The 19,873-nt window shown below is 67.0% G+C and carries 14 protein-coding genes; all 14 read left to right on the top strand.

Annotated features, from left to right (window positions below; translation table 11 throughout):
• Nucleotides 1–522: 522 nt before the first annotated feature.
• Nucleotides 523–2,283, top strand: coding sequence for a type VII secretion AAA-ATPase EccA (eccA, locus tag ACWPXK_RS30635; protein WP_454199651.1), 1,761 nt, complete (start codon nucleotides 523–525; stop codon nucleotides 2,281–2,283).
• A gap of 168 nt (nucleotides 2,284–2,451) precedes the next feature.
• On the top strand, nucleotides 2,452–4,002 hold the full coding sequence (eccB, locus tag ACWPXK_RS30640) for a type VII secretion protein EccB (protein WP_454199652.1): 1,551 nt from the start codon (nucleotides 2,452–2,454) through the stop codon (nucleotides 4,000–4,002).
• Nucleotides 4,002–8,012 (top strand): type VII secretion protein EccCa, encoded by a 4,011-nt coding sequence (gene eccCa / locus ACWPXK_RS30645; RefSeq protein ID WP_454199653.1) that lies wholly within the window; start codon nucleotides 4,002–4,004, stop codon nucleotides 8,010–8,012. Before eccB ends, eccCa begins: the two co-directional genes overlap by 1 nt.
• Nucleotides 8,013–8,382: 370 nt before the next feature.
• Nucleotides 8,383–8,697: a hypothetical protein gene (locus ACWPXK_RS30650; RefSeq protein WP_454199654.1), complete on the top strand. Its 315-nt coding sequence runs from the start codon at nucleotides 8,383–8,385 to the stop codon at nucleotides 8,695–8,697.
• A 29-nt stretch (nucleotides 8,698–8,726) separates the two neighbouring features.
• Nucleotides 8,727–9,029 carry a hypothetical protein gene (locus ACWPXK_RS30655; protein ID WP_454199655.1) on the top strand — a complete coding sequence of 101 codons (303 nt, stop codon included), beginning with the start codon at nucleotides 8,727–8,729 and terminating at the stop codon, nucleotides 9,027–9,029.
• Between the two features lie 436 nt (nucleotides 9,030–9,465).
• Nucleotides 9,466–9,780 (top strand): PE domain-containing protein, encoded by a 315-nt coding sequence (locus ACWPXK_RS30660; protein ID WP_454199656.1) that lies wholly within the window; start codon nucleotides 9,466–9,468, stop codon nucleotides 9,778–9,780.
• A gap of 30 nt (nucleotides 9,781–9,810) precedes the next feature.
• Nucleotides 9,811–11,163, top strand: a complete 1,353-nt coding sequence (locus ACWPXK_RS30665) for a PPE domain-containing protein (RefSeq protein ID WP_454199657.1) — start codon at nucleotides 9,811–9,813, stop codon at nucleotides 11,161–11,163.
• A 138-nt stretch (nucleotides 11,164–11,301) separates the two neighbouring features.
• Entirely contained in the window at nucleotides 11,302–12,132 is an 831-nt protein-coding gene (locus ACWPXK_RS30670; RefSeq protein WP_454199658.1) for an ESX secretion-associated protein EspG, read from the top strand.
• A gap of 34 nt (nucleotides 12,133–12,166) precedes the next feature.
• Nucleotides 12,167–13,801: an AAA family ATPase gene (locus tag ACWPXK_RS30675; protein ID WP_454199659.1), complete on the top strand. Its 1,635-nt coding sequence runs from the start codon at nucleotides 12,167–12,169 to the stop codon at nucleotides 13,799–13,801.
• The gene (eccD, locus tag ACWPXK_RS30680; protein WP_454199660.1) at nucleotides 13,798–15,321 is read left to right on the top strand and encodes a type VII secretion integral membrane protein EccD; all 1,524 of its coding nucleotides are present in this window, start codon (nucleotides 13,798–13,800) and stop codon (nucleotides 15,319–15,321) included. The genes ACWPXK_RS30675 and eccD overlap by 4 nt, the downstream gene beginning before the upstream one ends.
• Nucleotides 15,321–16,679 (top strand): type VII secretion-associated serine protease mycosin, encoded by a 1,359-nt coding sequence (mycP, locus tag ACWPXK_RS30685; RefSeq protein WP_454199661.1) that lies wholly within the window; start codon nucleotides 15,321–15,323, stop codon nucleotides 16,677–16,679. Before eccD ends, mycP begins: the two co-directional genes overlap by 1 nt.
• Entirely contained in the window at nucleotides 16,676–18,400 is a 1,725-nt protein-coding gene (gene eccE, locus ACWPXK_RS30690; protein WP_454199662.1) for a type VII secretion protein EccE, read from the top strand. The genes mycP and eccE overlap by 4 nt, the downstream gene beginning before the upstream one ends.
• A 28-nt stretch (nucleotides 18,401–18,428) precedes the next feature.
• A complete protein-coding gene (locus ACWPXK_RS30695; protein ID WP_454199663.1) occupies nucleotides 18,429–18,770 on the top strand; it encodes a helix-turn-helix domain-containing protein in 342 nt (113 codons plus the stop codon).
• 77 nt (nucleotides 18,771–18,847) lie between these two features.
• A complete protein-coding gene (locus tag ACWPXK_RS30700) occupies nucleotides 18,848–19,873 on the top strand; it encodes a discoidin domain-containing protein (protein ID WP_454199664.1) in 1,026 nt (341 codons plus the stop codon).

Genomic DNA, 19,873 nt, shown 5'->3' on the forward strand with positions numbered 1-19,873 from the left:
AAACGTAGACGCACTGCCGGTGCGGGTTCGACCCGTCTCAGGTGTCGCACCCCCGCAACGGCCGGTGGCCTGCCGGTGCCACCGGCCGCTGCTTCTTGGGTTCAGATCGTCAGGATGAGGGACTGACGATCTGTGTTCAGACAGTACCCTCTTCTGTCGGAACGTTCAATAGTGTGCACCTAAATAACGGCAAGAAATTTCGGAAAGTTCGTTGACCTGCTGCGCGGCGGCTGGAGGGGCCGGATCGCGGCTTGCCAGCCGCCGCCGAAGGGGCCGTCTGCAGGCGGATGATTGCCGACCCCGCAGTAAACATACCGTTGTTCGATGGCACGTTCAAAATTGGCATGTCGGCTGGAGGTGGTCGGGCGTCCGGATGGGTTCGCAATCTCTGCGTGTGCCGGGTTCGGGCCCGGCGCCGCGAACGCAGCCACCACTTCCCATATTTGGGAAGCATTGGAGTCCTGGTCGTGACCGCCGGAATCTATCGTTCCATCAGGCAAAATCGGCGGAAGGGAAGTCCGAGTGTCAGCGGCCGAGGACGCGTTCTACACGGGTGTTCAGAATCTTGGGTTGGTCCCGGGTGGCGTGCGCAACGAACAGCATGCGGCGGCGGCGTTTCGGGCTGCCACCGACCTCGATCCCGACATGTGCGACGCCTGGCTGGGGCGCGCCATGGCGGGGGAGGTCACCTCCGAAGTCATCTACGGCGCCTATCGTTCGGTGCACAACCTCTATCGTGACCAGCAACGGGCGGGTCTGGTCGACCGCGCTCTGTGGTGCCAGGTCGAGATCGGGATGTACGGGCTGCGCGTCGCGATGGCCGACCGCGACCAGATCGCCATCGCGCAGGCGTGCTCGTATGCCGAAGGCGGCGAATGGCAAGAAGCCGCGGCCATTCTCGACGAGGTCCCCAGCGACGATGTCGCGGACTTCGTGCGGATGTCGCTGTTCTTCCGGACCAAGCAATGGCCGGACGTCCTTGCGTTGCGCAACGCAAGGCCGGTGCTGGAAGACGGTCTGCTGGACATCGCCGCCGAACTGATGGCCGCCCAGTCGCTCGCTCACCTCGGCCGCTTCGGTGAAGCCATGCCGCGCGCACAGCGGATCGTGGAGGACAGCTCCTCGGGCAATCTGTCCTACATCTGGGCCGACGCGCACTTCCTGCTCGGCATGCTGATGCGGCACAACGGCGATCACGACGCCGCCGACAAGATCCTCAAGGGCTTGCAGGGTTCCGGGCTGTGGCCCGAGCGCGAGGAATGGCAGCGCGCCGTCCGGGACAAGTCCTACCGCTTCGAGGTCGCCACCGCGGAACTCATCGCCTCCCGGACGAACAAGTGGGACCCGAAAACGGGTGACGACCCACGCGAGGCGGCCGCCAGCGCGGCACGCGCCGAACGGGAAAGCCTGCTCGCGGAGGCCTCGGATCTGCTGCAAGCGCAGATCGGCATGGATTCGGTCAAGGAACAGGTCGACCGGCTCAAGTCCGGCGTGCTGATGGACCAGGTCCGCGCCAAGCGCGGGCTCGCCGTGGATTCCCGCTCGCAGCACCTGATCTTCTCGGGGCCGCCCGGCACCGGTAAGACCACTATCGCGCGCGTGATCGCCAAGATCTTCGCCGGTCTGGGCGTCGTCGAGAACGCCGACGTGATCGAAGTGTCCCGCAACGACATGGTCGGTACACACCTGGGCCACACGGCGCCGAAGACCAACGCGTTGATCGATTCGGCGCTGGGCGGCGTGCTGTTCATCGACGAGGCGTACACGCTGATCCAGGAAGGCCTGTCCGGTGGCGACGCGTTCGGTAAGGAAGCGGTCGACACTCTGCTGGCCAGGATGGAGAACGACCGGGACAAACTCGTCGTGATCATCGCGGGGTACGAGGACCAGATCGACCGGTTCCTCGCGTCCAACGACGGTCTCGCCTCACGCTTCACCAAACGCATCCGGTTCTCCAGCTACGACGCCGACGAACTGGTGCAGATCGCCGAACATATTGCGCGGAAGAAGGATTCGATCCTGTCCGAGCAGGCGCGCGAGGTATTGCGCTTGCGCTGCGAGGAATTGGCGGGACAGACCAAGAACGGCAGGCGGCTGATCGACCTGGCCGGCAACGGGCGTTTCGTGCGCAATGTGGTCGAGGCCGCCGAAGCCGAGCGCGACTACCGGTTCACCAGAGACAACGCCGACATCGCCTCGATGAGCGACGAAGAGCTCATGACGATCGATGCGTTCGACGTCACCGCGGCGCTGGAGGGTTTGGCGCCGAGCTCGCGGGTGTGATGCGTCGACTCGCGCCGGTCGGGACCGGGCGACCGGCGCCGAATCGGGAGTCCGCGGCTGACGGGCGTGCGCCGGAGCGATATTCCCATTGTTGGGGATAGAGTCGTATTTCGGGTTGTTACCGGCCGTTAGGGTGTGACAGCAGGTCGGCGGAAGGGATGAAAACCGGTGGCGCGCTTCCGGGTTGTGACCAAGCACCAGATATCTGGTTGGCGCTTTCTGCTGCGGCGGATCGAACACGCGCTGGTCCGCCGGGATGCCTCGATGATCGACGACCCGCAGCGCGGCCGTTCCACCGCGCTGGCCATCGGCATCGCGCTGGCCTGCGTGATCATCGCGGGCGCCGCCGTGCTGGCCTTCTTCAAACCCGCCAAGAAGGTGGGAGACTCGAATCTCGTGGCCGAGAAGGACAGCGGCGCACTGTTCGTGCGACTGGGCAATCGGTTGTTTCCGGCGCTGAATCTGACCTCGGCCCGCTTGATTGTCGGTTCTCCCGACACTCCAGTGAAGGTCTCCCGCGATGAGTTGTCGAAATACCCGCGTGGGCCGTGGGTCGGCATTCCCGGCGCGCCCGGCAGCATCGTCGACACCGACGAAAGAGATTCGATCTGGACGGTGTGCGACACGGCGAGAACCGGCGCCGCGGCGCCGGTCAACCCCGCGACCGGTCTGCCGACGGTGAGCCGCTCCGCGGTCCGAACCACCGCGATCGGCGGTCCGCTCACGGTGGACGGTGACGCCATCCGCCCGCTCGGCGATGGCGAGGCCCGGTTGCTGCGCGACGACACCACCACCTGGCTGGTCTACGGCGACGCCGAGAAAGGCGTGGTGCGCGCGGCGATCGATCTTGCGAACACCGCGGTCGCGATGGCGCTCGGCATCGATTCGACGGCGCCGGTGATGGCCGCGTCCAAGGGCTTGGTCAACGCGATCCCCGAAGTGCCGCCGCTGCGGGTGCCCGACGTGCCCGGCAAGGGGGAGGCCGTGACCTTGAACTCCGGACTCACCACGCCGGTCGGGTCGGTGCTGACCGTGTCGACGCCGGATCAGGGCGCCGCGTATTACCTTGTCTCGCAAACAGGTCTGGTGCGGGTGACCGCGGTGCTGGCGGCGATGGTCCGCAACGCGGACTCCCAAGGCTCGGTCTCCACTCGCGCGGTCGGCCCGGACGTGATCGCGGCCAATCTGCGCCCAGGCCAGTGGCCGGGCACGGCGACCTACCCTGGCCGCCCCATCCGCCTGGTCGATCCGGAACGCTCGGGCGTGACCTGCTACCGCTGGTCACGCGCCGGGAACGATCCGAACGCGGCCACCGAGCTGCTGGTCGGCAGGCAGCTGCCGCTCACCAAGGAGGAGCAGGGCCGTGCCGTCGATCTGGTGACCTCGGCCGCCTCACGCGGCTTCACCGCCGACGCGGCCTATCTGCCCAGGGACACCGGCCGTTTCGTGCAGGTGACCGGGACCGAACCCGGTTCCCCGCTGCGGGAATCGCTGTACTGGGTCTCCGACAGCGGCGTTCGCTACGGCGTGATCACCGATCCGAAGGGCGGCTCCGGCGACCCCACGCTGACCGCACTCGCGCTGCGCACGCCGGTCCCGGCACCGTGGAGCATCATCTCGCTGTTCGCGGTGGGTCCGGCATTGTCCCAGAGCGAGGCCCGCATTCAGCACGACGGTATTCCGGGCAACAAGATCGTCGCCGGGTTGGGTGGTTCGTAGTGACCAGTACTCGCCGGTTCGTGCGACCCGCGCGCATGGTGCGCGGACCCAAAGCGCCCGCCGTGACCGAACTGCGGCTGCAACCACCGACGGAACTGCCCAAGCCGGTTCCGCCGTCGCGGCTGCGCATGATCATGCCCGTGGTGATGGTGGCGGCTATGGCCGGGATGATGGTCATGATGTTCCGCGGCGGCGGGGCCATGAACCCGATGATGCTGATGTTCCCGGTCATGATGCTGGTCTCGATGTTCGGCATGATGGGCGGTTCGTTCGCGGGCAACGGATCCGGCGGCGCTGCGAGCCTCAACGAGGAACGCAAAGACTACCTGCGCAGCATCACCGACAACCGCAAGACGGTGCACGGCGCCGAAGCCGAACTGCACGCCTTCTTGCGCTACACCCATCCCGGTCCCGATGAGATCGGCCGGCTGATCGGCGGCAAGCGCATGTGGGAGGTGCAGGTCGCGAGTCCGCAGTTCCTGCGCGTACGCGTCGGCCGTGGGCGCATCGCCAACCAGGTGCGCGTCATCGTCCCCGAGGCCGCGCCCACCTCCGATCTGGATCCGGTCGGCGTCGTCGAGCTGACCCGCTTCGCCAAGGCGTATTCCACGGTCGGTGGCATGCCGGTCGCGATCAATCTGCTGTCCGCGCCGCAGGTCGGCGTAGACGGCGACGCAGACCTGGTGGCCGGGCTGATCCGCGCCATGATCGCCGAGGTGGTCGTGCTGCACGGACCGGACCAGGTGGCGATCGCCGCGGTGCTGTCGAATCCGGACGCGCCGGAATGGGCCTGGCTGAAATGGCTCCCGCACACCCAGCATCCGAGCGACACCGACGCGATCGGTTCCAGCCGGATGGTCTACCGCACCGTCGCCGAGCTGCGCACCAAGGTGCTCGCCGGGCTCAACCGCGGTCCGTTCTCGGCGAATTCGCAACCCACCTTGGATCGCACCCATTACCTGCTGATCGTGGACGTCGGGGGACCGGCCACCGACCGCGATATCTCCGGCATCGATGGCTGCACCTGGTTGCGGCTGGGCGCCACGGAGCAGAACCTCCCGCGCGCACTGCGGTTCACCGTGACCGAGGACCGGTCGCTCAACGAGGTGACCCCGCGAGGCCTGCGCCGCGTCGGTGTCACCGACACACTGTCGGTGGCGGCGATGACAGCGATGGCGCGCAACATCTCGCCATACCGGTTGTCGACCGTGGTGGAGGCGGTGGCCGCCGAGCAAGCCAGCGGCGGCACGTCCTGGGAGGAGATGGTCGGCATCGCCGATCCCGGCGGCATCCGCGTGGAGCAGGTTTGGGTCCGGCGCCGCGACGAGGATCGGGCGCGGTTGAACATCCCCTTCGGTCATGATCCCGCCGGCGGTGTCGTCTATCTCGATATCAAGGAATCGGCCGAAGAAGGCATGGGCCCGCACGGCATGTGCATCGGCGCGACGGGATCGGGTAAGTCGGAATTCCTGCGTACCCTGGTGCTCTCGGCCGTCGCGACGCATTCGCCGGACGTCTTGAACCTGCTGCTCGTCGACTTCAAGGGCGGTGCGACCTTCCTCGGATTCGACCGGCTGTCCCATGTGACGGCCGTGGTGACGAACATGGAGGAAGAAGCCGACCTGGTCACCCGCATGGAAGATGTGATCAACGGTGAAATGGCACGGCGGCAGCGCATCCTGCGCGACGCGGGAAATTTCGCCAGCGTCGCCGACTACGAACGGGCGCGGGAGCAGGGCGCGGACCTGCGGCCACTGCCGACCCTGCTGATCATTCTCGACGAGTTCGCCGAACTGCTGGAGCAGTTTCCGAACTTCTCGAAACTGTTCGTGGCCATCGGCCGGCTGGGCCGATCACTGCGCATTCACTTGCTGCTCGCGTCGCAGAAGGTGCCGGCCAACCGTATGGGTGAGTTGGAAGCGCACCTTTCCTATCGAGTCGCGTTGCGCACCAACCAGACCAGTGACTCACGCGATGCGATCGGCACGGCCGACGCCTACCACCTGCCGAAGAAGCCGGGCTCGGGTTACCTGCGGGTCGGCTCGGGCGATCTGCAGCGGTTCCAGGCAGCTTATGTGGGCGAACGGTATTCGCCGCCCGCGCAGATCTCGGCGGCCTCCGCGCAGCGCGCCAGACGGCCCGGCGGCGGGTACCGGCCGCCACAGCGGTTCACCGCGGTTCACGTAGTCGACACTCGACCGCCCGTGGTGGACCCGGTGGTGGTCGACAACACTCCCGAGTCCAGCGACGGAGACTCGATCACGGTGATGGAAGCGGTGTTGCAGCAGCTGGCCCGTCATGGGCAGCCCGCGCATCGCATGTGGCTGCCGCCGTTGGTTACGCCGCCCACTCTGGACCGGATGGTTCGCGCCGTGCCGCAAGGGACATTGCAGATGCCATTGGCGTTGGTCGACAAGCCTCGGGAACAGCGCCAGGACGTATGGTCGGTCGATATGTCGGGCGCCGGCGGCCACATGGCCATCGTCGGCGGCACACAGTCGGGTAAATCGACAGCGCTGCAGACGCTGATTTTGTCCGCCGCAATGACCCACACTCCGGAGCAGGTCCAGTTCTACTGCTTGGATTTCTCCGGCGGTGGGTTGTCGGCATTGGCGAATCTGCCGCACGTGGGATCGGTTGCGTCGGCCCGCGACAGCGATCGTATCCGTCGTACCATCGCATTGATCACGAACCTGCTGGAGAGCCGGCAATCGTTGTTCGCCGAGTTCGGTATCGACACCACCCGCAAGTTCCGTGCGCTGCGCAGTAATCCGAACCAGCCGCCGCCCTGGCTGGACCGCGATCCCTATGGTGATGTCTTCCTGGTCGTCGACGGCTGGGAGATCGGGTTTGGCACGAACAGCCCTTACCACGACGAGTACACCCCGATCATGGAATCGATCGCCTTGCAAGGGCTGAACTTCGGCATCCATCTCGTGCTCACGACCTCACGGTGGATGGCGGTCCGGCCCGCGATCAAGGACCTGGTGCAGACCAGACTCGAAATGCGGTTGGGCGACCTGGCCGATACGGTCTTCAACACGCATCGCGCCGTGGTTGCCGCGATTCCCGCCAACCGACCTGGCCGCTGTATCTCGACCGACGGATTGCACATGCTGACGGCGTTGCCTCGTATCGATGGCGTGGGCGAACCGGACTCGGCCGCGGAGGGACTCTCCGCCGCGATCAGCGAGATCACCCAGCGCTATCCGGGCAGGCGTGCGCCGCAGGTGAAACTGCTGCCGCCGGAAATCGGCCTCGATGAGGTCCGGAGGGAACTTCCCGCGCCCCAGACGCTGGCTCAGCGGCTCGTCGTGCCCTTCGGTGTCCGGGAATCCGATCTCACTCCAGCGGCAATCGATTTCGGAGTTTCGACCCATTTCATCGTGCTGGGATCGTCGGGATCGGGGAAGTCCAGCACGTTGGCGGCGCTGCTGGAATCCATCCGGCGCCAGTACGACACGTCGCAGGCGCGCGTCCTCCTGATCGATTACCGCCGCAGGCATCTCGAGTCCGTGCCGGAGGAAATGCTCATCGGGCATGTGACCAACGAAAGGGACGTACGGGACGCACTGCCGCCGCTCATTGAGAAGATGCGCTCCCGGCGCCCACCGGCGAACGTGACCAGCCGCCAGCTCGCGGAACGGTCGTGGTGGAGCGGACCCGAGGTCTTCGTGGTGATCGATGACTATCACATGGTCGCGCAGCGCGGCTCGATGAACCCACTGGAACCGCTGAAGGAGGTCCTTGTCGACGGTCGCGATACCGGCTTGCATGTGATCGCCGCGCGAAATATTGCGCAGGCCGACTCCGCGCTCTACGACAATGTGATCGGCCAGATGAGGAACCTGAACTGCTCGGGCCTGATCATGGACGGCTCGAAACTCGACGGCGCGCTGATCGGGGACGTGCGTGCCACCAAACAGCCGCCGGGACGGGGCATCCTCGTGGAGCCGATGACGTCGCGCCGAGATCTCGTCCAAGTGGCCTGGGTACCGCGGCAGGTCTGATCGCGGTCAGCCATCCCATGGTTGGGAATGAATTACCTTATCTCTATATAGGTACCGCTCGATTCGAGCTGTGTGTTCAAGATCGATTGGAGTCTCGCATGGCACGCCCCACCGCTGCCTCTCCAGATCATCTGCAGGCCGACGTGCTCGGCGGCACCAGTGTGCCGGCAGCCTGAGCAGACGAGCGCCGAGCGGTCACCCTCGGACAACCTCAGGAGGTGTCGGTTCTGGAGAAATCCCGGTAATCGGTGTGATCGAGGACGTCGACGAGCCCGATCCACGTCTCGAATATTCCGACACACAATTAACGAACGTCCTCGGCGAATCCGACCGAGGCAAGATCAACACTTGATGGGAGAGGCGCACAGAGATGGCCGACAACTGGAAATTCAGGGGATCCGAAGAAGACCTGACTGCCTCGGCAAGAAAGCTCGACTTTCAGGCCGACACGTTCAACAACCACTTGCAGATATTGGACGGTATCAGGCAGGAGTATCTCTCGGCGACTGCGGGTAAAACCGCTAATGCGATCCAGGAAGCATATCAGAATGCTCACCAAAGAGGAAAGGAGCTGGAGAATATCTTCCGGGAAGTCATTGCGGCATTGAATGATTCAGGTGGGAAGTTCGGCGCTCAGGATGAAGCCGGTGTGTCCGAGATCAACCAATACAATTACAACTTCTAGTAGTATCCACCGAGAGAGGTATTTCTGAAATGGAATTGTTCAATGATCCTCATGCGGTCGATGGTTTGGTTATCCGCGCCAAGGAGAAGCTGGCGGAAATGAACGTCAGTAACGAGGAGCGGGACAAGTTGTGCAAGATGATCGCCGAAGTGTTCACAGGGCATGCGGGTGGCTCGAGTGACGCACTGCAGCAGCGGATCAGGACTAAGGTTCAAGAGTACAACGACGCACTCGCCCTCTTGAACAACAAGATCTCGAAGGTCAACGGCGTCGACGGCGAGTTCACGTGGATCGACAAGGCGCAGGCCTCGCGGTTCGAAGGTATCGGCTAGGCACGCACGGCCGCACTCGCTTCTCCTGAGAAGGCCAGGTCTCCAGGCTGACATGGAATGCGATCCGGATGTGGTTCCCGCCCTGCCGAATCGGCATTGATGCCGAATGTCTATGGCAAGGCCGGTCAGATCGGGCACATGCTGTCGTCCTCGACGAGTTCGTTCGCGCGGACATCGTCGAGGACGATCGCGTGTATCCAGTGGTTGCGCGCGGGGCCTGGAATGCCCAGAGCGACATCGCGAACGGTGATCCGTCGGCGGATCACACCACACGACGCGCGTTTGCCTTCTGGTGTCGAGGAACCTCATGCGAGCGGCGTGGACGCAGCCGCAGGGGCGAATGTGAGCGAGATGTTCTATCCCCAACAGTGGGGATAGCTTAACGTTCTGATTGCACCGCTCGACGCGAGCTCGGCGTCCCTCCTTAGGAGCTATCATGACCTTCGCGATCAATAATTCTGGGCAAGTCACCACCATCGGTGCGCAAGTGGCCGGTGATACCGCCAACATGGTCGAGACGATGGGTGTAACCGCTACGGGCAGCGTTCCGATGCCGGCGGGTATCGATGACGTGAGCATCGACATCACCAAGACTTTCTTCGCGTTCGCGGTCAACCTCTACGAGAAGGCGGTACGGGGAGCGGAGTACCGCGCGGAAGCTGCGCCGCAGCTGCCTGCGGTGGAGGTGTCCTACACCGCGGGGGATACTGCTGGTAGCGGCCACGTTCAAAGTTCGGCATTCGGCAAGTAGCCGAAGCCAGATAGAGCGAAGGCTGATGTCATGCCATCCTCTCCGTTCGCGTTCGCCGCGAAGACGCCGGAAGAGAACATCTTCCGGTTGAAAACCGGTTTCGGCGCGGGTGCGCTCGAGATCGCCTCGGACGCCTACGCTGCCTTGTCGGCCGGGTTGGCCGCCACCGCCGCCGGAACAGAAGCCTCGATCAAGGCGCTGGGGAACGAGTGGCAGGGGGCCTCGTCCGAGCGCGCCCAGGCAGCTTTTGGTCAACATGCGGCATGGCTGCACAGACAGTCCACTGTGGCCGCGCAGGCCGCGCAGGTCGCGAAGGCGACCGAGGCGGCATACACGACGGCCCTCGGCGCCATGCTGGGCGTGGAGGCGTGGCTCATCAGCCACTATGCGAGGAAGGCCGCGGTTGCCGCGGCCAGCACGACGAAGCTGGCTCCGCTTGCGCTCGGGGCGGCTGTGGCCCTCGCGATCGAGTATCAGGCGATCAGGTTCGCCGCGGCAGGGGTCATGTCCGGCTACGATGCCGCGGCATCCGCTGCGCTGGCGATGCTGCCGAATCCGGAAGCCCCATTGCCGATCGTCTTCGGTGGTCCAGAGCCGACACCGGTGGGTCTGTCGTACGGGAACCCGGTTCTCGAGCACTTCTCCCCCGATATCGGTGACCGTGCTATCTCCGATCTGGGCGAACGCCCCGGGCTCGGTGACAAGATCGGCGACCCCGGCACCGATCCGGGTACCGATCCTGGTACCGATCCGGGCAAGCCGCCCCCCGATCCCACTGACCCGACGCCACCGGACCCCACGCAACCGGTGGAGCAGGTGCCGGAGGTGGACCCCACGTCGCCGTCCGATTCGTTCGCGAACCCGTCGGCGGACGGCTCCGATACCGGTTCGATGGATCCGCAGGGTTTCTCGGAAACATCGCAGAATTCGACTACCCTTGCCGGGCTGAACGGTGGAGTCGGCAGCCTTGTCGCCCTCAGCATGACCCGCGGCGGACTCGGCGCCATGCCCGGCGCCGCGAGCGGGTTCCGGATGCCTTCCAACTGGTCGCTCGGCCGCGGCACTGCCTTCGGCGCCACGTCGAACCCGACCGCCGCCGGCCCGGCCGGGCGCACTCCGCCTCGCGGAGCGACCGCACCGAAAGCGCAGATGCGGCGACGCAAGCGGGACGAGGACCGCGAGAAGTCGAAGGTTTTCGTGCCCGGCGAACCTCAGGAAGTTCCGGTCCTGGAACAGCCTCCGGTCATCGGTGTGATCGAGTACGCCGACTTCGAACGCCGCGACGAACACGACGAGTCGGAAACCGAACAGTTGCTGCTGGTCGGTGTCATCGGTGGCGCCGCCGAGGAATCGGCCGCAACCGACCAGGAACGTGCGCGGTGAGGTACACCGTGGCCGAGTTCGAGTCGATGGAGAGGAGGCCCTTACAGTTGTCCGTCCGGACGAAGTCAAGGACTCGACGACCAGCGCCGCAGGTTGCTGCGGTGCGTTCGACGGCCCCGATCTGTATTCGGTGAAGGTGTGGAAGCTGATCCGGTATCGATTGAACTGAATGTCGACGCCGCCCTTTTGTTGAAAGACATGGTGGGCATCGATGCCTATCCCGCGGTGCTTGCGCTGTTACCCAATGTCTACCGGCTCGAGGATCAGGAGCGGGTGCACGCTGTGGTAGCGCCGCAGCTCGCCGAGGCGGGCATCATTGACGGCGACCGGGTGGATCCGACGGTCGAGCACTGGCTACAGTGCCTCTACCGACCGGATATGGAAGTGATGGCTGTTGTCCTGTCCACCGGACTGGACGGTGAACCGCAAGGAATGCTGCGGTTTTCACTGGTGCGCAGCGGCGACACCCATGTGCTCGCCCTGCGCTTCGACGACAACGTGGTCATTCAGACGATGTTCCACGAGGGGCGGAATCTGGAGCATGTGACGGCCGCGCTGGCCGCAGCGCTCGGCCCCGCGCAGATACCGCGGTTCACACCCATGACCACCAGCGTCGAGCAGCTCGACGAGGTGCCGTCGGAACCGGACGAACGGCGGCAAGCGTTGGTGGAGTTGGGCGCCCAGCCGCACACCGCCACCGTGCTGACCCGGGCGCTGGCCGAGGTGGAGCGTCGCGCCGAGATCGTGATGGTCGAGCATCGGGATGGCGGCTCGATCCAGACCGAGGCGTGTGTGAGCGTGCTCGACACGCTCTCGGGGCGGCTGATCGTCACCCCGAGCAGGGCGATGGATGGAGAGATATGGTCCACGTTCGCCCCTGGCGACGATGCGGCTTTGCGGTCGGGGATCGGGGCGTTGATCGACCTGCTGCCCGGCCGAAGTTGGTTCGACACCAGCAGACTGAACTGAACGTCGGACCGTGGTTGTGGAGAGGACGACGGAAATGAACCGAGCACCGAGCAGAAACGGTCATTCGGCCGACGCCGTGCGGGCTCGCGGCGGCTACGACGCGTTCTTCGCACCGACCGGCGAGTTGGCCGATGCGGCCGTGGCACCAGGGCCCGCTGCCGAAACACGCCAGGATGCCGACACGTTCAGTCACGTCGACCCCATCGTCGGACCGCCGCGCGAGCCGCAGGCGGAACCCGACCATCGGTCGCAGGGTGTGGTAGCTCCGCCGCCCGCGGCGAGTGCGCCGCTGCCCGACGCCAGTGTGCCGCCGCCCCAGGTGAATCCCCAGCCTCCGCAAGCCAGTGCGCAGCCGTCGCAGGGCAGTGCGCAACCGCCGCAAGTCAGTGCGCAACCGCCGCAAGCCAGCGCGCAACCGCCGCAGGCAAGCGTTCGACCGCCGCAGGCGAATACGCAGCGGGACTACGCCGCCGCGCCACCGGCGGAAGGACAACAGCAGGCCGCCCACCAACTTTCGGCCCAGCAGCAGGCCGCCGAGCCGTACCAGGCCGAGCAGGCAGCCGAGCCCTCCCAGGCGCTCGCGCGGAACGAAAGCGCATCCACGAATCAGAATTGGTCGTCCGGATCGGCGGCACCCTGGGTTCCAGAACGCGTCGACCGGTCGGCCTACGACGGGACGCCGCGGGTCGAGGTGCTGCCCGCCGCGCTCAGCTCGATCGAGCTGCTCGCCGACATCTCCGCCGCGAAGCGCGCGCAGCTGCGGTCCCAGTCCGGTGTTCGTGGTGCGCTGAACAAAGTCGGCTTCAATATCGGGCTTTCGCCTGCCGAGCAGCGCGCCGAGGACCGCCGCAACCGCATTCGCCGGCAGCTGACCACGACCTATCAGATCGCGGTGGTGAGCGTGAAGGGCGGCGTCGGCCGCACGACCACCGCGGCCACGCTCGGCTCGACGTTCGCCAGCCTGCGCCCGGACCGGGTGGTCGCGATCGATGCGAACCCGGACTTCGGTGATCTGTCGACCCGCACCGCGAGGCACCCGTACGGACTGACCTTGCGCGACCTGGCGCAGTCGCAGAACCTGGACGCGTTCTCCGCGGTGCAGTCGTTCACCTCGATCAACTCGGCCGACCTCGCCGTGATCGCCTCGCCGTGGACCACCGAGGCCACCGACGCGCTGTCCGGCCACGAATACCACACGGCCGTGGAGGTTTTGCGCCGTCACTTCAACCTGCTGGTGGTCGACTGCGGGACCGGTGTGCTCGATTCGGCGACCGCGTCGGTGCTGCAGACCAGTGACGCCGTCGTGGTGGTGACCCCGGCCACCGTCGGCGGCGTGACCGGCGCGGTGGCTACGCTGAACTGGCTGAGCTCGCACGGTCTCCAGCATCTGATCGCCAAGTCGATCGTCGGGATCGTGCATCACCAGCCCTTGAAACCCACTGTCGACGTGGACGCGATCGAGAAGCTGTTCGCCACCGCGCAGCGCCCGACCTGCGTGTTGCCCTACGACGCGCACCTGGCCGAAGGCGGCGAGATCGACCTCCGATTGCTGGAGAAGGAGACCGTGCTCGCGTTCGAGGAACTGGCCGCCTGGCTGTCCGACGGATTCCCCGGATACCTCGCCGGCGGCGCCGACAACAACTCCGGTGATCGCGGAGCGTGGCGATGACCACTGCCGTCGCACCCGCGCCCGCCGGGACGCAGTCGTCGGCGGACGTAGCACGGGCCCGGATCGCCGTGATGGTCGCCTCCTACCAGGTCGACGTGGTGGTGCCGACCAAGTTCACCATCGAGACGTTCATCGACGATCTGCTGGTGGTGCTGGCCTCGGCGATCGATGACGAGAGCGTGGACTTCACCCCGCCACAGGGCCAGTGGAGCCTGGCTCGCCCCGGCGAGCCGCCGATGCCGCGCTGGCGCAGCCTCGCCGACCACGACGTCACCGACGGCACCGTGTTGATGCTGTCGGTCGTCGAGTCGGCGGAGGTGTTCACGCCGGTGGTCGAGGACATCACCGACGCGCTCGCCTTGATCAACGAGCGTGAGTTCGCCGAATTCGACGCGAATACCGCGACGATCGTCGGCCTCGCCGCGCTGGGAGTCGGCGCGTCCGCGGTGGCCGCGATGCTGTCCTGGTCGTGGACCATGACCGGTTCGGTGGTGTGGTGTGGGCTGCCTGCCTTGCTGCTCGGCGCGCTGTGCTGGGCGGGTGCGGCGATCGCGCGCCGGCGCGACGCTCCGGCCAAGATCTGCCTCGGCTTGTCGCTGGCGGCCACGCCGCTGCTGTTCGCGGGCGGCGCGATGCTGGTGCCGCCCGCCTACGGCCAGCCAGGACCGTTCGCCGCGGCCAACCTCGCGGCCGGAGCGGTGGTCGCCGCGGTGGCCGCCGCCACCATGATGCGGTTGAGCGGACTCGGCATCGCGACGCTGATGGCGGTGACGGTGCTCGGGGTCGCCCTGACCGCCGCGGCCTTGCCGTTGACCTACGTGGATCTGTCCGTGGGGCAGGTGGCCGGTGGCGCGGTGTTCGTCGGCATCGTGCTGCTGACCGTGGCGCCACGAATCTCCGTGGTGATCGCGCGCATCCGGCCGCCGGACCTGCCCGACCCGGGCAACGAGGTCGCCCCGACGACGCTGACCGACCTCTTCGATGCCGAGACGGTGCGTGAAGGAGACGAACACACCGAGGACAGCGAACGACAGCGCCTGAGCAACGAGGTGGGCATCGAGAGCCGCGCCCGGCTGGCCGTGACCAGCCTGCGCGGCCTGATCGCCTCGACCTCGACCGTGCTCGCGGTCGCCGCGGTGACCTCGGCCGTGGTCAGCCCCGGCGGTATCCGCGAGATCGTCATGGCCGCCGCGATCGCGGGCTTGCTGGCGATGCGCTCGCGCTGGCATCCGGACCGGGTGCAAGCGATCGCCTTGATCGCCGCCTCCGCCGCTACCGTGTGCGGCGTCGGATTCGTCTTGGTCGGCGCGTATGAAACCCCGGTCGCGCGTCTGGTGGTCGGATTGGTGGTCGCTATCGCGGCAATCGCGGCCTGTGTGGCGGCGATCCGCTTGCCCGGCAAGCGACTTTCCCCGGTGACCCGGCGGGTCACCGACCTGGTGGAGTACGCGCTCATCCTGGTGGTTCCGGTGATCGCCTTCTGGATCATGGGCGTCTACACCGCGATGCGAGGGATCTGATGAAGGTCGGCAGCGCCGCTGTAGCGGCTCTGGCCGGAGTGCTGCTGGCCGTCCCGGCCGCGCCCGCCATCGCGTTGGAACCGCCGCAGGTCGTGGTCGGTTCACCGCCCACGGATGATCCGCCCGGACCCGAACTCCCGACGAAGCAGGACAAGGGCTGTCTGGCCGCGGGTCTGCTGCCGGACAGCGACGTGTCCCGGGTTCCGCCACCGGAACTCGCGCTCGATCTGCGCCGCGCCCGGGCGCTGAGCCGCGGCGCGGGCGTGACCGTCGCGGTGATCGATACGGGCGTGACTCCCCATCCGCGCCTGCCCAACCTCGTCGGCGGCGGCGACTACGTCGCGGCGGGCGGCGACGGCCTGTCCGACTGCGACGCGCACGGCACGCTGGTCGCCGGGATCATCGGCGCCGCCCCCGATCCCGCGGACGGATTCGCCGGCGTCGCCCCGGACGCGCGGATCATCTCCCTTCGCACGCGTTCCGGCGCGTTCAGCCTCGAACAACCGAGTTCCGATCGCGACCTGCAACTGTCCATCGACCTGCGCACCATGGCCCGAGCGATCACCCGCGCGGCGAACCAGGGCGCCGGAGTGATCACGGTGTCGCTGCCGATCTGCGTGCCCGCTGACGGGCAGGTGGACCAGTCCATTCTCTCGGCGGCCATCGGCCACGCCGTGCACGTTCGCGGGGCGCTCATCGTTGCGGGGGCGGGCAACACCGCCGGCGGCACCGGTTGCTCGCAGAATCCCGACATCGATCCGGCCCGCCCCGCCGATCCCCGCAACTGGCGGGACGTGAAGACGATCTCCACACCGGGGTGGTTCGGCGCCGACGTGCTCACCGTCGGATTCACCACCGCGACCGGCGCGCCGATGCAGGATTCGCTGAACGGGCCGTGGGTTTCGGTGGCCGCGCCGGGGACCGGCATCGAGTCGCTCGGTCCCGGCGGCGGCGGTCTGATCAACGGTGTCGGCACGCCGGACAAGCTGGTTCCGGTGGGCGGTGCGTCGTTCGCCGCGGCCTACGTCAGCGGAGTCGCCGCGCTGTTGCGGTCGCGGTTCCCCAACGAGACGCCTTCGGAGATCGCCGCCCGTTTGCAGGCCAGTGCGCACGCTCCGGCTCGCGGCATCGATAACGCGGTGGGCGCGGGCATGATCGACCCGCTCGCGGCGCTGAGCTACCGGACGCCGCCGAAGCCGCCCGCCGGGCTGTTCCGGTCCGCGGAACTGCCCATGCCCGCCCCGCCGCGCCCGAAGGATCCGCTGCCTGCGGTCACCGCGACAGTCGTCATCGTCATCGCCCTCCTGCTCGGCCTGGCAGGAAGTCACGCGAACTCCGTGATGCGGAGGCGGCGGTGAGCTTTCCGAGCGTTCGGTTCGGCGGCGTCGAGCGTGGTCCTTTCGCGGCCTTCGTCGTGGTCGGCAGCCCGCTGCTGGTCGGCCTGTCGGCCAAGACACCGTGGTGGGTCAGCGCGGTGGTCGTCACGGTCCTGGTCACGACGGTGACCGTCCGGGTGAACGGACGCACCGGCGCGCGCTGGCTGCTCGACTGGGTGGAATACCGATCCGGCCGGAATACCCGGGCGCGGGAAAGGGCGCAGCTGGCCCGAATCCGCGATGTGCAGGTCGCGGCGGGTGTGTGCGGTATCAACGAGGCGGGCAACACGCTGATCGCAATGATCCAGCTCGCGCCGAACCTGGACCTGCCCACCGTCATCGGGGAGCAGACGCTCTACACCGAGGACACCATTCCGGTCGATGTGCTGTATCCGATGTTGGACCAGTTCGGCATCTCGGTCGACATCGACATCGTCACCACCGGGCAGCGTGTCCGTTCCGCGGGCAGCTACAGCATGCTCTACGACCAGCTGATCGGCTCCCACCCGGTGGTCGGCGATCGGCTGACCTGGCTGGTGGTCCGGCTCGATCAGGAACGCAACCTGGCCGCGCTGAGCAAGCGCGGCCCGTGCTCGGTGGTCGCGCCCAAGGCGCTGGCCAGCGCCGCGCACCGGATCGCGGGACGGCTACGCGAACGCGGCATCGCCGCGCACGCGCTGCCCGCCGACGCCTTGCGGGACGCGACGCGCCTGCTGCACGCCGGTGTCGAACTCACCGATCTGCGGGAGACCTGGAGCCATCTGGAGTCGTCGGTGCCGGGCCGGTTCGTGACCAGCTTCCTGATCGACTGGACCCGCTTGGACGGCGTCGGCCTGGACGACTGCTGGACCTGGAACCGCGGCCGCACCACGCTGGTGGTGAGTCTGACCGACGACGGGGAAGGGCCGCGCGCCCTGGTCCGGTTCATCGGTCCGGCTCTGACCACCACCCCGCCGGAATACCTGCGCCTGCTCGGCGGCGACCAGTCGACGGCGCTGATGGCGTCCTTGCCCACCGGCGACTCGGTCCGCGCCCTGCGCGGCTTCGAGTCCGGCTCTGATGTCGCACCCAGCGACGTGGTCGCCGAGTTGACCATCGCGATCGGCCCGAACGGCCAGATCCTCGGTGCGATCAGCGGACAGCCGCGGCACACCTTGGCGCTGCCGCTGTTCGACCCGGCCCGGTACAACCCGCGCAGGCGCACCATCGACGTGCATGCGGTGCTGCCGGTCGCGCAGCAGATCATCCTGCGCGCGATGGTCGTCGGCGCGGACGTGGAGATCCATTCGGCGCGACCGGACAGCTGGCGTCAGCTCGTCACCGCGGTCGGTGACCCCCGCTCGATGCGGATGGCGGATCCCAACGCCGGAGGACCAGGAGCTCAGAACGGTGCGGAGGCGGACACCCCCGCCACGATCGCCGTCTTCGACCACCTGCCGCCGCGTGCGTCCAGCGCGCACACGACGGTCACCATCAGCGAGCCCGGCGGTCCGCGCAGGCGTGCGGTCGATCTCGCGATCAACCAGGTCAGCGCGACCGCGGTGGACGTGAGCATTCCGATGCGCACGGTGCGGGTTGACCTCATCGAGCCGAGAGGCGAGACACGATATTTCGATACCGTCGACGGCCCGCCCGCGCCCGGCGCTCGGGCATCCGGACCCATGGTTGCACCTCCGCAACCTGGTGGCCGTCGCGTGAGCTGACGGGAGCGGTCGGTTAATGTCTATCACCGTGGTTGCGGACACCCATTCCGATGGCGGCGATCTCCCTCATCACGACGCCGGGGACGCGCTGACCCCGAGACAGGCCGCCGCCGCGATCTTCTCCAGCCGGCTATCGGAGCTGATCGCGGAGTCCGTCGTGTCCACCGAGGATGGATCGACGCGGTCGCTGACGCTCTACTCGCTGGCACAGCACCTGGAATTGGCCTACCCGGACGTGCCGGTGTCGCAGTCCGGTCTGTACCGGCTCATCCACGGGGACGCGATCCCGCGGCTGGACTTGGTGATCGCGCTGGCGCGAGTGTTCGACGTGCCGCCGGAGTACTTCGTGACCGAGGAAAAGAAACGCTGAACCGGCCCTGCGGCTGTTCCCCGCAACGGGAATAGCGTGCGCTCGGCGGGCTGCTCGCGCCGGATACGATCCGGTTCATGCCCGATGAGGACGCGGGAGACGTCTTTCTCCGTCATCGAGGCGCGGTCCTGGAGGCGCTGCTGTCCGATCCGTCGTTCGGGCCTTCCGCCGCGCCGCCCAGCGACAGTCCGGACTTCGGTGCCGCCTCGCTCGGGCTTCCCGACCTCGATCCGGACTCCGAGCCTGTGGCGCCACGGCGCCGCAGCGGCGACGGCCCGAGGGCCAGCGAGCGAATCCTCGCGCTGCTGAACGGGCAGACGCAGGACACGACGCCCGCGATGGATTTCGGGAGCGACTACTCCGCGGTCGCGGCGCGCTCGAACGCGCCGGCCGCCCCGGAGCCGGAACCCGAACCGGAACGCCGCGCGGCCACACAGGCGAACCGGCTCGCGCCGGCGCAGGAGGTGGCCAAGGACGCGCTCGTCCAGTTGCGCAAACCGAAGGTGGCCCTGATCGTCGCCGCGGTGGTCGCGGTGCTGCTGGTGCTGCTTCTTGTCACCACCGGTGGCGGGGACTCGAAGAACACGGCGCAGAACCAGCTGCTGGTCGTCACGCCGCCGCCGACCTCCGCGGCGCCGGCGACGTCGGCCGCTCCGGCGGCGGGCTCGATCATCCAGGTGAAGTCCGCGGAATCGAAATGCGGGCCGGGCGGTACGCCGGCGATGGACGCGTTCTCCGGGCAATCGGGCAAGGCTTGGTCGTGCGTGCGTGCCTACAAGGTCGACGGCCAGGTGATCACCATCGACCTGGGCAAGACCTACCAGATCGACTCGATCGGCATCGTGCCCGGCTGGGACAACATCAGTGCGGACGGTACCGACCAGTGGGCGAAATACCGCACGGCGAGCCGGGTTTCGTATCAATTCGACGACAGCAACAAGACCGTCTACACGCAGCCGACCCTCGACCAGCGCACCTTGGTGGTAACCAAGATCGAGCCGCCGGTGAGCGCCTCGAAGATCGTGCTGACCGTATTGGAATCCAAAGGCGGTCCTTCGGTCAACACCACCGCCATTTCCTCGATCGTGGTCACGGGGCGCTGA

The organism is Nocardia sp. Marseille-Q1738 (assembly GCF_965283145.1).

Bases quoted from the DNA above. Each gene is read 5' to 3' on its own strand.
- ACWPXK_RS30655 (WP_454199655.1), top strand. From the start codon at position 8,727: ATGGAATTGTTCAATGATCCTCATGCGGTCGATGGTTTGGTTATCCGC.
- ACWPXK_RS30665 (WP_454199657.1), top strand. From the start codon at position 9,811: ATGCCATCCTCTCCGTTCGCGTTCGCCGCGAAGACGCCGGAAGAGAAC.
- ACWPXK_RS30675 (WP_454199659.1), top strand. From the start codon at position 12,167: ATGAACCGAGCACCGAGCAGAAACGGTCATTCGGCCGACGCCGTGCGG.
- ACWPXK_RS30650 (WP_454199654.1), top strand. From the start codon at position 8,383: ATGGCCGACAACTGGAAATTCAGGGGATCCGAAGAAGACCTGACTGCC.
- mycP (WP_454199661.1), top strand. From the start codon at position 15,321: ATGAAGGTCGGCAGCGCCGCTGTAGCGGCTCTGGCCGGAGTGCTGCTG.
- ACWPXK_RS30700 (WP_454199664.1), top strand. From the start codon at position 18,848: ATGCCCGATGAGGACGCGGGAGACGTCTTTCTCCGTCATCGAGGCGCG.
- ACWPXK_RS30660 (WP_454199656.1), top strand. From the start codon at position 9,466: ATGACCTTCGCGATCAATAATTCTGGGCAAGTCACCACCATCGGTGCG.
- eccD (WP_454199660.1), top strand. From the start codon at position 13,798: ATGACCACTGCCGTCGCACCCGCGCCCGCCGGGACGCAGTCGTCGGCG.